The sequence below is a fragment of the Alteromonas sp. KS69 genome (genome assembly GCF_003989595.1).
Taxonomy (GTDB): Bacteria; Pseudomonadota; Gammaproteobacteria; order Enterobacterales; family Alteromonadaceae; genus Alteromonas; species Alteromonas naphthalenivorans.
The window spans coordinates 50715-63102 of the sequence record NZ_PYHU01000025.1 but is presented as its reverse complement, the minus strand read 5'-3'; the positions used below and the strand labels follow the sequence as shown (position 1 = coordinate 63102).

Sequence of the window (12388 nt, the reverse complement as noted above, 5' to 3'; positions counted from 1 at the left end):
AAAGAATGATGAATATCATGGGCGTTAGCGGTCTCATATCTGCAATGAAGACATGAGAGTTGTGGCGACACTTATCCAAAAATGTTAGTGCCCTCAGAATTACTATATCGTTCTATTTGAAGCAGCAATCATAAATATGAGTTTTCACACGGCCTGCGTACGCTTCGGCCTTTCAACGAGTTGCGAACGGCATCAGCAGACATAAAGCGCCTTATTATAAATCAACAAACCCAATGCTAAATTCTTCACTTGAGACCTTTGCTTGTTTAACCGAAATGTGAGCATACTTATCTCGTACGAGTGATAGCAAATTGTCTTTAACACTATTTTCCATACATGCACCCAAGATAACTTCCTTGACCGCAGATTCTGGAAATTTAAAAAGGTGTATTGGATAGGGTTTACTATCAATGGTCTTATCACAGTCCTCTAGTACCGAACACATTCGCCACTCTTTTTCATACTCCCAATCGATAGATTTGGTTAAAAACATATTTACGGCATTTAATTGGCTTATCAATTTATTAGGCCTGGCTTTATCATATTTAACCTCTCTGAGATGATAAAACTCATCGACATCACTTCTTTTTCTATTAAAAAAATCTGAATTAGTATCGAACCCTACACAGAAGCCTTTGTGTGAGCGTGCATAGTGAGACCACATTAAAATATTGTTGTTGCTTTCTGTAAGAGATAGAACACCGATTAAGGTATTCGCCTTGTCGATGAAAATCCTAGATGCCTCGCTTCCCATTTTTTTAAATTGTTCTTTTAGATATGGCCAATGGTCTTTATAAAGCTGACGTGTTATCGATTCCAACTGAGAAGGAGTAATTTGGCTCCGTATTACAGCGGGAATATTTTGGATTTTCTCCTGCACCATTTTCTCTAATTCACGCTCAATTGCTGCATCCATTTCATCTTTCGATATTGCAGATGAAATCACAGGCCGAAATTCAAATGGATCATTAAAATCAGCCGGTTGTGTGAAACGAATATGGCTTGAAGAAAGAACGTCTATTCTTTCCGGATCTAGATACTTATAAAGCAAGCGAATATTTCCTCGAGTTATAACACCCACATAAGAGCAGTAACACGTAGGATAAAGTCCGAGCAAAGCGACAGAGCCCACGTATTACTGTCCCTGGGAGCTTGCGACCGACTTAATGTGATTATTAGAGCTATAGCGTTTTGAATTTCTTTAATAGTTTCTCAGCCAATACCACATTATTCTTGTTCCCAAGCGATTCAGCAGCCTTTTTCAATGCTTTGGCGTCACTTATAAGGATGTTTCTATCCTTGTCAAAATAATCTGATGGAAGTTTTCTTTTCTGCTGCCCCCCCCAATAGAGCAGCATTGTTTTTATCATTTCCTCATCTAATCTAATCATATTTAACACTCTAGATTCGACATCTTCAAACTTATTAGCTTTTAACTCGTCTCTATTGTGTTTTCGCCATATTTTAAATAATTCTTTGTAATGACCTTTGTAGATTGATGACGGGTTAGTTGACTTCAAAAGTAACGTTTCAGCTTCACGAAACTTTCCCTCTTTCTTAAGTACCATCGCTTTTTGAAAGCCTTGAAAAAGGGCGGCCCCTTCTGGGTCTACGTCCGCAAATGTAAGCGTATCTTTCTTTCCATCAATAAAGTCTTGAGCACCAGGCGCTATCGGATGCTTTGGTTTCGATGTATTTGACCCAATTAGTCGTTTTAAGACGCTCATTTTATCCTTAATAGCTCTAACAGCTTATTACTGAGACTTCATACTAACACCCGTTTCCCCTGAAAAACCACATTCTGTGTTTTCATAGGAAAAAATAGGAAATGTCCATATCACGTACAAGACAGCCATCCAGTGTCGCTAACACTATAAATTTTTATTGCTCTTCTATTACGTGCAACTGTAGCATTTTAATGTCAACTTTTATCAACCATTCATGGGCTTTGCTGTTTCGGTTTTGATCAGTAGTAACATGGAGTTTATCAGCTGGTGGAGTTTTCTCGCTTGCGTTTAATACCATTTGCTGCTGATTTGTTTTTACCCTCTTTGGTTACTGGGCCTGTACTGGCCCCACCATGAAACTTACAGCGCCCGTTACTATAACTTGTACCGTCATTCTTGCACGGGTGGCCGCTGCGAGTTTTAGCGCCACACTTCATCCCCCGACATATTTCAGGAAACGGCGGCGTATTTGGTTGCGGGTATTGATAGCCAGTGTCGGCCCACTGCTGATAGCTATCAAAACAGGCTTTGTAATGCGCTTTAAGGGCGTTAACCTGGCGCTTACGGAAAACTGCCGGATCGATTTCTGTATTCATAACCCTGCCCTCTTTTAGCTGTTTTGTATTAGTTCCTTGATGATTGTTCTATTAATTTTTTAACGTATACCCGTATTTGGGTAACTGTTCAGTAGTCAGATTCGACTGGTTTTTTAGTCGGATTCGACTTTTTAACATACCTCGGTGGCATAGAACTTTAGAAGCTTTTTGAAACCCTTAAGCACAAAGCGCCTATGGCAGATATATGAGAAGGTAGGGCTGAGAGCCTGTTTAAAAATCATAATTTTGCCTCATGAACGGGGCTAAGAGCCCCCTTCAAAGCTAAAATACAATGTTTTTTGCCGCTTCAATCGGGCTTAGAGCCTGTTTAAATTCAATTTCGAACGGGCTATATGTCCCCCTTAAAATCGAAGAGACTTCTTTGGTTCGTTCAATGCTTCTCTGTAAAGATTTTCACTACAATCATCTACAGGAAGCCAGGAAAGCGCATACAGGTACATATACTTGTAGTTATTCAATTCCTTATGGCCTGTCACCCGAATCAACTTGCTATCGATTAGCGCTTTTTTGTTCCTTCTTACTGTCTTCTCATCCCATCCCAAGGGTTCCATTAAACTAGGCGCTAACGATAAGTTACCGTTATTCTTCATGTTATATTGACTACATAAATCAATAAGCAAAGCTCTCTGAGTCTTATTTAAGCCTAAATAACCAGAGCACTTGAATAATTCTTTCGGCAATCTAAAAAAATAGTCCTGAGATTTAGCAGTCCTACCATTTGGTAGCATGTTTTTACTGTTTGATTTTTTCGCCATAATCCCCCCAAAACAAAGTAGCCCCCGAAGGGCTATGCTGCCTTTTCACTTGATTCATGCCAGGCGGGAAAATTGGCTTTCTCCAAACCTCTCTTGGTGCGGTAGTAATTGAGTAAATTAATTGCTTTTATCCTGTCCTTATCAGTCGCCAGCCAATAGCGGTGAAATGGCTTTTGGTATTGATGGACTATCGTTGCAAGGTCTGGCTTTGAAATACAATAAATACCCTTTTCGTGCTTCAAAGAACTGATCGTTGTATGCAGCGCTGACTCTCGGTAAAGCGTGTGTGCTTCTGGCTGTACCAGGCCCCTAGCGCCTTTGGTAAGCAACCAATAAAGGGATAGTTCTATCTTGCGCGGCTGCATTGTTGCTGTATTATCGGGAGTGTCTGATTTGGTGTTGCTGCCCGTTTGGGTGGCTTCATCTTTCATCTGATTAGCCCCCCATTGCCACAAGCTCTTGAAGTAGCTTTGAAGCTGATTCTTTTCGCTTCTCCACCAACTTAATAACGAGCTCTTTTACTTTCGTATCATCCATGCCTACAGCATGTGCGGCTATAATCGCGTCAACTTCGTGCTTGATAAAGCCAGAAGAACGTCCACCTAGTTTGATTGGGGGTACAAATAGCCCTGCTTTGATGTGCTGCCAAAGTGTTGATCGTTTACTACCGGATTTAATCAGCACGTCCGGTAATCGTAGAATAGTAATGTCTGTCATGATCTGCTCTCATCTGTGTTGGTCTGAGGGCAAGTATCAATGCTTTTAAAATCAAAATAACGGACACTTAAAACGATTAATTGTCCGCGTCAAATATCTAAGATTGCTCTTCACTGCTTTTTCTCCATCGTCTCCAACTTCTCAAGAAGCTCTCCGGGTCAGTATCATCAGCCCCTCTATGATTCAAGAACTCCTGGGCAATTTCGAGTTGAGACAGATGTGGCCTAATCTGAAGTAAAAATTGATATTGAAAAGTAAAACCCTTCATTAGATTTTCTTTGGAACGCCTAGCTGACTCATTGCCGACTCCCACCGTCTCTCTTCCAAAGAAGATATGCTCTAAAGATACCTTGCCCCTGGCATTTAAATAATATTTAAAGCATGCTGCAATTGTTCTCATAATTTCAGGTGGCGGGTACAACCCGTTACTGACAGAGTCCAAAAAATCGCCTAGCGGCGTAATGCCAGACTCAATTTTTTCATCGGTATCAGCTCTTTCCAATTCTACAGAAGAATATAAGCTAGACTCGGTTTGAACGCTCGATTCAAAAGAGTGACCAAGTTTGATTAAATGTTGCCAAGCACCTTCAAAACGTTTTGCGTTTTCAATATCAAGAAAATCATCGAGTCGAACTTCGCCAGAGTTCTCTATTACTTCTAGCTCTTGTGCCGATAGTTTATAAGCAAACTGATAAACTTCGAGAAAGTGACTAATGTTTTCCCATTTATTAACAAGATGCGGAGACTTACCCTCGGCTTTCACTTTCTTTCCCATTCGATTCTCCTATATCAAAAAGGCAGCAGTCTTTTGTTGCTTACTATGAAACAAAAAATGAGGTTCCGGCTTTACAAGAGCTACCCTGGGCTTATTACGCGCTTTACGCATTTTTCATTTCTAGTATATTACTGGCGGCTTCCGTAGCTTTTCCAGCTAACGCATTCTCTATATGAGTAGACCACCAGTTCATCATCACTTTGCGCCGTTCAAGGTACTGGGCCCGGTTATAGGCTGACCTCACTTGGTTTTCATCTACGTGTGCAAGTGCCGCTTCAATTACATCATGATCAAAAGCCTGTTCGTTTAATGTGGTACTAGCCAATGATCGTAGACCGTGCGCGGTTTGTTGGCCGGTAAAGCCCATATCCCGCAACGCCTTATTAGCGGTTTGCCGATTGGCTGGCTTTTTAGGATCGATGTTTGATGGAAAAACAAATTTGCGATGAGCGCTTAGCGGCTTCATTGTTTCCAGTATGTCGAGCACTTGCGGGGTTAATGGCACAATGTGCTCCCGCTCCATCTTCATTCGTGTGGCCGGTATGGTCCATACGCCTTTTTCTTCGTCAATCTCTGACCATTCCGCTTCGGAGGCTTCACCAGGGCGAACCATTGTGTGAAGCTGGAATTCAATCAGGCAACGTGTAGCAATTTTGGCGGATGAAAAACGAATTGCTTTCATGAGCGTTGGTAAGTGCTCAGGTGGTAAAGAAGGTTGGTGTTTTACACGTGTAGAAGGTATCAACTCCCGAATTCCTGCTAACGGATTGTGATGAACAATACCGGCATTGACCGCAAAGGTCATAACGCTGTTCATTCTCCTGGCGACTTTACGCGCTATCTCATGACTGTTACGCCCCACAATTTTATTGATAACTTTAATAGCTTTGGGCGCAGTGAGTTGTTCAATAGGCAGCTTACCCACCAGCGGGAAAACGTCCTTCTCAAAATAACGGGTAATATTAGCAAGTGTTCCAGCTGATACCTTGGTGGCGTGTATTCCCATCCATTGCCGCGCAACCAATTCAAATGTGTTGTTTATTGCTTCGGACTTCTTCTGGTGTGTTTCTTCCCTGTGCTCATGTGGATCAATACCCTGGGCAAGCAATGCTCGATACTCTTCCCTTAACTCCCTGGCCCTTGCCAGCGAAACATCAGGGTATGAGCCCACAGTGAGATTAGAGCGCTTTTTAGTAAATGGCTTAGGGTAGTTGAATACCCACTTTTTAACGCCATTAGGCTTGATTCTGAGAAGCAGGCCGCGACCATCTGCAAGACTATATTCCTTGTCTTTTGGCTTTGCTTTTTCGACCTGAGTAGAATTAAGTGATGTGGTAGTTCTAGCCATTTAATGTAACACGCTCCATGCGTATTTATGCCCGTGTTACATTCAGTGTTACTAAAATTTTTGGATATAGCAAGACGTGCTCAGACCGAAACAGACTAAGAACTGGGATAAGCGATTGATTTTTGGCTTATTTTTGAGTGAGAATTTATTTATTTGGATGTCGAAAGACAAAAAAATGGTGCCCGGGGCCGGACTTGAACCGGCACGTCATTACTGACGAGGGATTTTAAATCCCTTGTGTCTACCAATTTCACCACCCGGGCATCGGGGTAACCTTTCGGTTGGGGTGTCAGGCGTAGAAACCTGTTGTAGCATTAAAGCATTATGGAGGCGGAACCCGGAGTCGAACCGAGATCCACGGATTTGCAATCCGCTGCATAGCCATTCTGCCATTCCGCCGTAATACTAGACTTTGGAGCGGGAAACGAGATTCGAACTCGCGACCCCGACCTTGGCAAGGTCGTGCTCTACCAACTGAGCTATTCCCGCATTTAAAGTCTTACATTTCGTTTCGTTGTTGCCGTCTCGAAATGTGCGGTGAATTCTACCTGTAACGCTGAAAGTGTCAATACGAAAAACAAGGAAATATGCAATTTTGTGATCGTTTGCTACATTTTTATTCACATTGTTCAATAGACGATCAAATCTTATCTTTTAAACCCGCACTAAGGTGTGGCCACGCAGCACGAGAGTAAATAATCATTGACCAAATTGACAGCACTGCAGCGATATAAAGTAAAATATGTCCTAGGGTTACCCAATAAAGTGGAATGCCCATAAACGATTCAAGGCCAGATAATAATCCAATAATGGCTAACATTTGCGCAGTCGTTTTTGCTTTGCCAATAAATGACACTTTTACCGCTTCCCTCACACCATTTTGTCCCATCCACTCTCTTAGCGCAGAAACATAAATTTCTCGCACTAATAGTGCAATGGCTGGAATAGTGATCCATAAACTACCGTAACTGTGGGTAATCATTAATAATGCAGCCCCCACAATAAGCTTATCGGCAACAGGATCGAGGAAAGCACCAAAAGGCGTAGATTGTTCAAGTTTTCGAGCTAAGTAGCCATCGAACCAATCGGTAATCGCCGCAAGCCAGAAAATAACTGCGCCAGCTTCGTGGGCCCAACGCCAATCTAGAAAATAAACACCAACAAACACAGGAATAAGGATTACTCTGAATAGAGTAATTAAATTTGGAACCGTCCACATAAATACATCTCAAAATTTTCGCCTAATATAGGCAGGTTTAGCGCAGCTTTTTTTAAGCCTTCAATTTTTAACAGATTACCGCAATTTACGTATTAATGCGCGTATTGGATGAGATTAAAGATGAAGATGATCGTATATGGTGTCAGCTAACTCTTTGCTAATACCTGGTACGCTGGCAATTTCATCTTTACTGGCCTTTTTAAGCCCTTGCAGCCCGCCCATGTATTTCAACAATGTTTGGCGACGTTTAGCCCCTACTCCAGGTATGGTTTCTAAACTTGATGTGGTTTTCACCTTTTGACGGCGGTTTCTGTGCCCAGTGATAGCAAAGCGGTGAGATTCATCTCTTATATGCTGAATAAGATGCAAGGCGGGTGAGTGGCTGTCCATAGGCACGGTGTCGTGGCTATCGGCCAATATAATAGTTTCTAACCCCGGCTTACGGGTTGTGCCTTTCGCTACACCTAATAACATAGGCTTTTTATCATGCGGCCAATCTTCAAAGAAAGTTTCAGCTTGCGACAACTGCCCTTTACCGCCATCAATAAGCAGTAAATCAGGGATCTTTTGTACTTCTTTAACCGATTTATAGCGACGTTTAAGGGCTTGTGCCATAGCGGCGTAATCATCACCGGGCGTAATGCCCTCAATATTATAGCGGCGGTAATCGCTTTTAAGCGGGCCTTCACGATTAAACACCACGCAAGATGCTACGGTTTGCTCGCCGGAGGTGTGGCTTATGTCGAAACATTCCATACGCTGTAATGGCGCATCTAATTCAAGCGCCGTTTCTAAATCGAGATATCGGGCAAATACCGACTTTTGTTCACCGTACTGGGCCTCTAGTGCGGTTTCAGCATTGGCCTGTGCTAGCTCTAAGTAACGGCGTTTCTCTTCACGTGCACCTTTAAAGAAATTTACACGGTATCCGGCTTCACTGCTAAGTAAATCGGCTATCGCGTCTTCATCAGACAACGCACTGGCAAATACCATTTGCTTAGGTATAAGTTTGTTGCCCGCTAAGTAGAACTGCAATAAGAAGGATTCGAATATTTCTTGTTCATCGGCCGTGTTCGGCACTTTTGGGAAAAACGCCTTGCTGCCTAAAAGTTGGCTGTCACGAATAAACATCACCTGAATACACGCCATATTGCCTTTTACCGCAAAACCAAATACGTCCATTTCATCTTGGGTACCGGCTACCCATTGGCGCTCTTGTACTTTGCGAAGCGTGTTGATTTGATCGCGATAACGTGCGGCAGCTTCAAAGTTTAGTGCTTCGCTGGCCTTTTCCATTTTATCTACCAAGGTACCAATGACTTGTTGGTTTTTACCTTTTAGGAATAGCCTAGCGAGGTCTATCTGCTCGTTATACTCTTCGTCGCTAACGTAACCTTCAACACAAGGTGCACTGCATCGTTGCATTTGATATTGCAAACAAGGGCGACTTCTAGCGCGGTAGTAACTGTCTTCACATTGGCGTACTGGAAAAATACGCTGCATAGAACGCAGACTTTCACGAACGGCCCCCGCACTAGGATAAGGACCAAAATATTCGCCCTTTTTCTTTTGCGGGCCACGGTGAAACGATAAACGTGGATGCTGGTGATCAGATAGGAATATAAAAGGGTAGGATTTATCATCACGCATGACCACGTTATAACGTGGCTTGTACTTCTTGATGAAGTTATTTTCTAGCAAAAATGCTTCTGTTTCGCTATTTACAACGGTGACATCCATATTGGCAATTTGCATTACCAATGAGCGTGTTTTTGCATTATCGACATTCATTCGAAAATAGCTAGAAACACGCTTTTTAAGGTTTTTTGCTTTACCCACATAAATGACTTCTTCCTGGGCGTTATACATTCTGTATACGCCAGGTTGAGAAGTTAAATTTTTGAGAAAGGCTGCGGAATCAAATGCAGACATACTGGGCTAAAGCAAATTCGAATCGATGAGTTTGTGGCGAAGCGCTAAGTGGGTTAATTCCACATCAGTGGTTACGCCTAACTTTTCAAACATACGATAACGGTATGTATTGACGGTTTTTGCGTTAATGCTTAGTTCAGTAGCAATATCAGGTACACGCTTGCCCTTGGTGAGGCGAAGCGCAATACTTAACTCTCTATCTGATAAGTCATTGAACGGATTGTCTGAATTTGGGGAAAGCTTATCGATGGCGATGCTGTTCGCAACTTCACTATCGATATACTTTTGCCCACCAACTACTTTATGAATGGCACGAATAACTTCTTCAGGTTCGGCATCCTTCGTTAAGAAGCCGAACGCGCCAGCATTCATTACCTGCATAGGTATGGGGTTTTCTTTATGCATAGACAAACAAATTACGCGGGTGTTCTCTGACATCCGCACAATGCGTTTGGTTGCTTCTAGCCCGCCAATACCGGGCATATTTACGTCCATGAGCACCACATCTGGAGCGTTTTTTCGACATAGCTGTACGGCATCTTCGCCATTTTTAGCTTCAGCTATGATTGAAAAATCTACGACATCTTCCAGAATTCGGCGGATCCCTCTTCTGACCAAATCATGGTCATCTGCTAGGATTATTTTTATCACATGTATCTCACTGACTACGGTTTGCTTTCAAACAAAAAAGATCCGTAACCGAGGTGGATTCCACCAGTTACTTACCAATCATGTGTTCGTATCATACCACGACTACCGACTAGGTAAACTTTTCAGTGTCAATTTGTAGTAAGGAAATTTGTAAAAACAAGCATTAACAGAACAAGCTGGTTAATAAAGATACTACACCGACTTATCAGCCTACAGGAGGCAAATCAAACCAAAGCGCAAGTGCTTCTTCATTGGCCAAAACCACTACCTTTTGCCCCAAGCCTAACCCTATTGCATCGCCTTTTGTTAAGGTAGTCATCTTGTCTGACTTAACGTCGTTAACGGTTAATTCACCTTTCACAATATGCAAATAGCCAGCCCCCAAGGTTGGCGAAGATTCAACGGCCAAGTCGAAACTTTCCCCTCGGCTAAGGGCCAGTTTACTAATACGTGCATCTTGATTAATTTTTAACGAGCCGTCTTGCCCCGATTCACTGACAAGAAGCTCTAATCCGTTTTTATCACTAACCGATTTCTGTAAGTAGGCCGGCTGAACACCCGTTACGTTAGGCTCAATCCAAATTTGAATAAAATTAACTTCCTCCTTATCAGACGCATTCATTTCAGAATGCCGAATGCCCTTCCCTGCACTCATCACTTGGATATCACCAGCAGGTATAACGTAGTCGTTACCCGTACTGTCTTTGTGTTTTAACGCACCGCTTACCACAAAAGAAATGATTTCCATGTCCCGGTGCCCATGGGTTTCAAAGCCTCTGCCCGGCTGTACGATATCGTCGTTAAATACCCTAAGTGCAGAAAATCCCATATGATTGGCATCATAATACTGGCCAAATGAAAAGCTATGTTTGCTGTTAAGCCAACCAAGATTAACGTTACCTCGTTCGCTACCTTTTCGAATGTATTGCATAATTATATCCTTTCATCGAGGCGCTTTTTAAGAACCATTAATGCGCCTGTTTTCGATAATTAACTTTCAATACACCATATTGTAGTTACTAAGCAGCGGGATAAAATTAGCGAAATTAGCACCGTTCATTCGCTTTTTGAGAATGAATTAATTAGATATGAGTTTACGCTGGCGGTAATGTGATTTAAGGCAAAGGCGACAATAACGATAGGGCTAGAAAAACGATAGAGCCAGAATAATGAAAGGCGATAACTTAATCGGAGAATAATCTTAGTAACGCGGTTTTTATCGCGCTAGGGTGACATGCCAAATTAAGGCGTAAATAACCGGGGGCGTTAAAACTTGCCCCATCAACACCAATAACACCACGCCGGCAGGCTTCAAGGAACGTGTTTTGCAAAAAGCGTTCATTCAGATTCAACCATAAAAAGTAACCTGCATCGCCCAAAGTAAAAGATGTGGTTGGGCTCAGTACGTTCATAAGCGCTTTGGCGTATTGCCTATTGAACGCAATGGCCTTTAGCACTAACGCTAACCAATCATCTGCTTGTTCATACGCCGCCATCAGCGCAACTTTTGCTACGGGTGACGCCTCAAGATGGCAACTGTCTATTTCCTTCGCAAATTTAGCCTGTAATGCATCATTCGCGATAATGGCATATGAGGCAGCGGGTATAGCCGATAAATTATATGCCTTACCGGCGCTGTTTATTCGAATAATCATATCTTGCGCAAATGGGATATTTATCGCAAAAGGTCTTATAGCACACGCTTTATTGGTATTGGTGTTGTACGAAGCATCAACAGTAGCATCGGCATCAATAAAACCAAATTCACTGTGCACTTCATCAAGAATAAGGGTGATATTATGAGCATCACAAAAACGGGCAATATCATGTTGGTGTGTTTCGCTTAGCACTGTGCCAGTGGGGTTATTCGGGTGGCAAAGCACAAAAGCACTACAATCTGCATCTAATAACGCGGTTATCTTTTTTTCTGAACCGGTTTCTGTAAAACTAATATCCTCAATGCTGATATCAACGAGGTTTAGACCCTGCGCCGCAATTCTTTCTCGAAGGGGGCCGTAGGTAGGTGAAAGCACCATGACTTTATCACCTTTGGTGGTGCACACCTTCAACGCAGTATCTACTGCAGCCATCACACTTGCCGTACTCACTACCGAATTGGCGGCAATGACTGCACCTTGTTTAGCGTAACGGGCTGCCACAACATCACCAATATCACATGACTGATACCCATAATGCGAAGATACAAATGCCGAAATAGCATGGGCAATGTGCTTAGATGGCGCAGTGTCCATGTCGGCTATCCACATACTTACTGCGTGTTCTGGTGCATGCGGGAACCGAGTAGAAAGCGACGAAAACTTTAAGCGGCTTCTTGCGTTAGTTTCGCCATCGCCATCATTAACATTAGTATTGACCTCAATATCACCGCAACCCAAAGGTGTATACCACAGTGATGAGAATTGACTAAGTTGCGCAGAAAACAGGTTGTCAATATCGGCAACCTGTTGTTTCAACGCTGCGTTTATATCTACGCTGCTGTCTGCGAGTTTATCAGCGCCTGCTAGCGCGCTTGGCCTCACAGATTTATCGCCTTGCGAAGCTTTAGCGCCAGGCTTTGCCGCTTTAGCGCGAGGCTTAGCTGCTTTAGCACTAGGTTTAGCTGCTTTCATTCATGACCTTCTTGGCA

The 12388-nt window shown here is 42.8% G+C and carries 13 protein-coding genes and 3 tRNA genes; all 16 read right to left on the bottom strand.

The features are described from left to right. Positions 1–214 precede the first annotated feature (214 nt). The 16 genes from C7Y69_RS14780 to C7Y69_RS14705 all read right to left on the bottom strand — a co-directional run bounded on the left by C7Y69_RS14780 (position 215) and on the right by C7Y69_RS14705 (position 12371). Positions 215–1132: a DUF2971 domain-containing protein gene (locus C7Y69_RS14780; RefSeq protein ID WP_260563522.1), complete on the bottom strand. Its 918-nt coding sequence runs from the start codon at positions 1130–1132 to the stop codon at positions 215–217. A gap of 49 nt (positions 1133–1181) precedes the next feature. After that, the gene (locus C7Y69_RS14775; protein WP_126873223.1) at positions 1182–1727 is read right to left on the bottom strand and encodes a hypothetical protein; all 546 of its coding nucleotides are present in this window, start codon (positions 1725–1727) and stop codon (positions 1182–1184) included. A gap of 260 nt (positions 1728–1987) precedes the next feature. Beyond that, positions 1988–2323, bottom strand: a complete 336-nt coding sequence (locus C7Y69_RS14770; RefSeq protein WP_126873222.1) for an HGGxSTG domain-containing protein — start codon at positions 2321–2323, stop codon at positions 1988–1990. Positions 2324–2685: 362 nt separating this feature from the next. Further along, positions 2686–3099 (bottom strand): hypothetical protein, encoded by a 414-nt coding sequence (locus tag C7Y69_RS14765; protein WP_126873221.1) that lies wholly within the window; start codon positions 3097–3099, stop codon positions 2686–2688. Between the two features lie 32 nt (positions 3100–3131). Then, on the bottom strand, positions 3132–3530 hold the full coding sequence (locus C7Y69_RS14760) for a hypothetical protein (RefSeq protein ID WP_126873220.1): 399 nt from the start codon (positions 3528–3530) through the stop codon (positions 3132–3134). 4 nt (positions 3531–3534) lie between these two features. Next, positions 3535–3816: a helix-turn-helix transcriptional regulator gene (locus C7Y69_RS14755; protein ID WP_126873219.1), complete on the bottom strand. Its 282-nt coding sequence runs from the start codon at positions 3814–3816 to the stop codon at positions 3535–3537. A 97-nt stretch (positions 3817–3913) separates the two neighbouring features. After that, positions 3914–4591, bottom strand: a complete 678-nt coding sequence (locus C7Y69_RS14750) for a hypothetical protein (RefSeq protein WP_126873218.1) — start codon at positions 4589–4591, stop codon at positions 3914–3916. A 103-nt stretch (positions 4592–4694) separates the two neighbouring features. Further along, complete coding sequence (locus C7Y69_RS14745; protein WP_126873217.1) at positions 4695–5939, bottom strand: tyrosine-type recombinase/integrase; 1245 nt, start codon at positions 5937–5939, stop codon at positions 4695–4697. A 176-nt stretch (positions 5940–6115) separates the two neighbouring features. Further along, positions 6116–6202: transfer RNA gene (locus C7Y69_RS14740), tRNA-Leu, on the bottom strand. Positions 6203–6264: 62 nt separating this feature from the next. After that, a tRNA-Cys gene (locus tag C7Y69_RS14735) sits at positions 6265–6338 on the bottom strand. A gap of 14 nt (positions 6339–6352) precedes the next feature. Beyond that, positions 6353–6428 (bottom strand) — tRNA-Gly (locus tag C7Y69_RS14730). 151 nt (positions 6429–6579) lie between these two features. Next, complete coding sequence (gene pgsA, locus C7Y69_RS14725; RefSeq protein ID WP_013784132.1) at positions 6580–7158, bottom strand: CDP-diacylglycerol--glycerol-3-phosphate 3-phosphatidyltransferase; 579 nt, start codon at positions 7156–7158, stop codon at positions 6580–6582. 114 nt (positions 7159–7272) lie between these two features. After that, complete coding sequence (gene uvrC / locus C7Y69_RS14720; RefSeq protein WP_126873216.1) at positions 7273–9090, bottom strand: excinuclease ABC subunit UvrC; 1818 nt, start codon at positions 9088–9090, stop codon at positions 7273–7275. Between the two features lie 6 nt (positions 9091–9096). Continuing rightward, positions 9097–9741 (bottom strand): UvrY/SirA/GacA family response regulator transcription factor, encoded by a 645-nt coding sequence (uvrY, locus tag C7Y69_RS14715; protein ID WP_126873215.1) that lies wholly within the window; start codon positions 9739–9741, stop codon positions 9097–9099. Between the two features lie 205 nt (positions 9742–9946). Next, complete coding sequence (locus C7Y69_RS14710) at positions 9947–10672, bottom strand: pirin family protein (RefSeq protein WP_013784135.1); 726 nt, start codon at positions 10670–10672, stop codon at positions 9947–9949. Between the two features lie 253 nt (positions 10673–10925). Beyond that, positions 10926–12371: an aminotransferase class I/II-fold pyridoxal phosphate-dependent enzyme gene (locus tag C7Y69_RS14705; RefSeq protein ID WP_126873214.1), complete on the bottom strand. Its 1446-nt coding sequence runs from the start codon at positions 12369–12371 to the stop codon at positions 10926–10928. Positions 12372–12388: the final 17 nt, after the last annotated feature.

What these genes read in the sequence shown, in the direction of transcription:
- C7Y69_RS14775 (WP_126873223.1), bottom strand. Translation starts at nt 1,727, where the DNA reads ATGAGCGTCTTAAAACGACTAATTGGGTCAAATACATCGAAACCAAAG.
- C7Y69_RS14765 (WP_126873221.1), bottom strand. Translation starts at nt 3,099, where the DNA reads ATGGCGAAAAAATCAAACAGTAAAAACATGCTACCAAATGGTAGGACT.
- C7Y69_RS14770 (WP_126873222.1), bottom strand. Translation starts at nt 2,323, where the DNA reads ATGAATACAGAAATCGATCCGGCAGTTTTCCGTAAGCGCCAGGTTAAC.
- C7Y69_RS14705 (WP_126873214.1), bottom strand. Translation starts at nt 12,371, where the DNA reads ATGAAAGCAGCTAAACCTAGTGCTAAAGCAGCTAAGCCTCGCGCTAAA.
- C7Y69_RS14760 (WP_126873220.1), bottom strand. Translation starts at nt 3,530, where the DNA reads ATGAAAGATGAAGCCACCCAAACGGGCAGCAACACCAAATCAGACACT.
- pgsA (WP_013784132.1), bottom strand. Translation starts at nt 7,158, where the DNA reads ATGTGGACGGTTCCAAATTTAATTACTCTATTCAGAGTAATCCTTATT.
- uvrC (WP_126873216.1), bottom strand. Translation starts at nt 9,090, where the DNA reads ATGTCTGCATTTGATTCCGCAGCCTTTCTCAAAAATTTAACTTCTCAA.
- C7Y69_RS14750 (WP_126873218.1), bottom strand. Translation starts at nt 4,591, where the DNA reads ATGGGAAAGAAAGTGAAAGCCGAGGGTAAGTCTCCGCATCTTGTTAAT.
- C7Y69_RS14755 (WP_126873219.1), bottom strand. Translation starts at nt 3,816, where the DNA reads ATGACAGACATTACTATTCTACGATTACCGGACGTGCTGATTAAATCC.
- C7Y69_RS14710 (WP_013784135.1), bottom strand. Translation starts at nt 10,672, where the DNA reads ATGCAATACATTCGAAAAGGTAGCGAACGAGGTAACGTTAATCTTGGT.
- C7Y69_RS14745 (WP_126873217.1), bottom strand. Translation starts at nt 5,939, where the DNA reads ATGGCTAGAACTACCACATCACTTAATTCTACTCAGGTCGAAAAAGCA.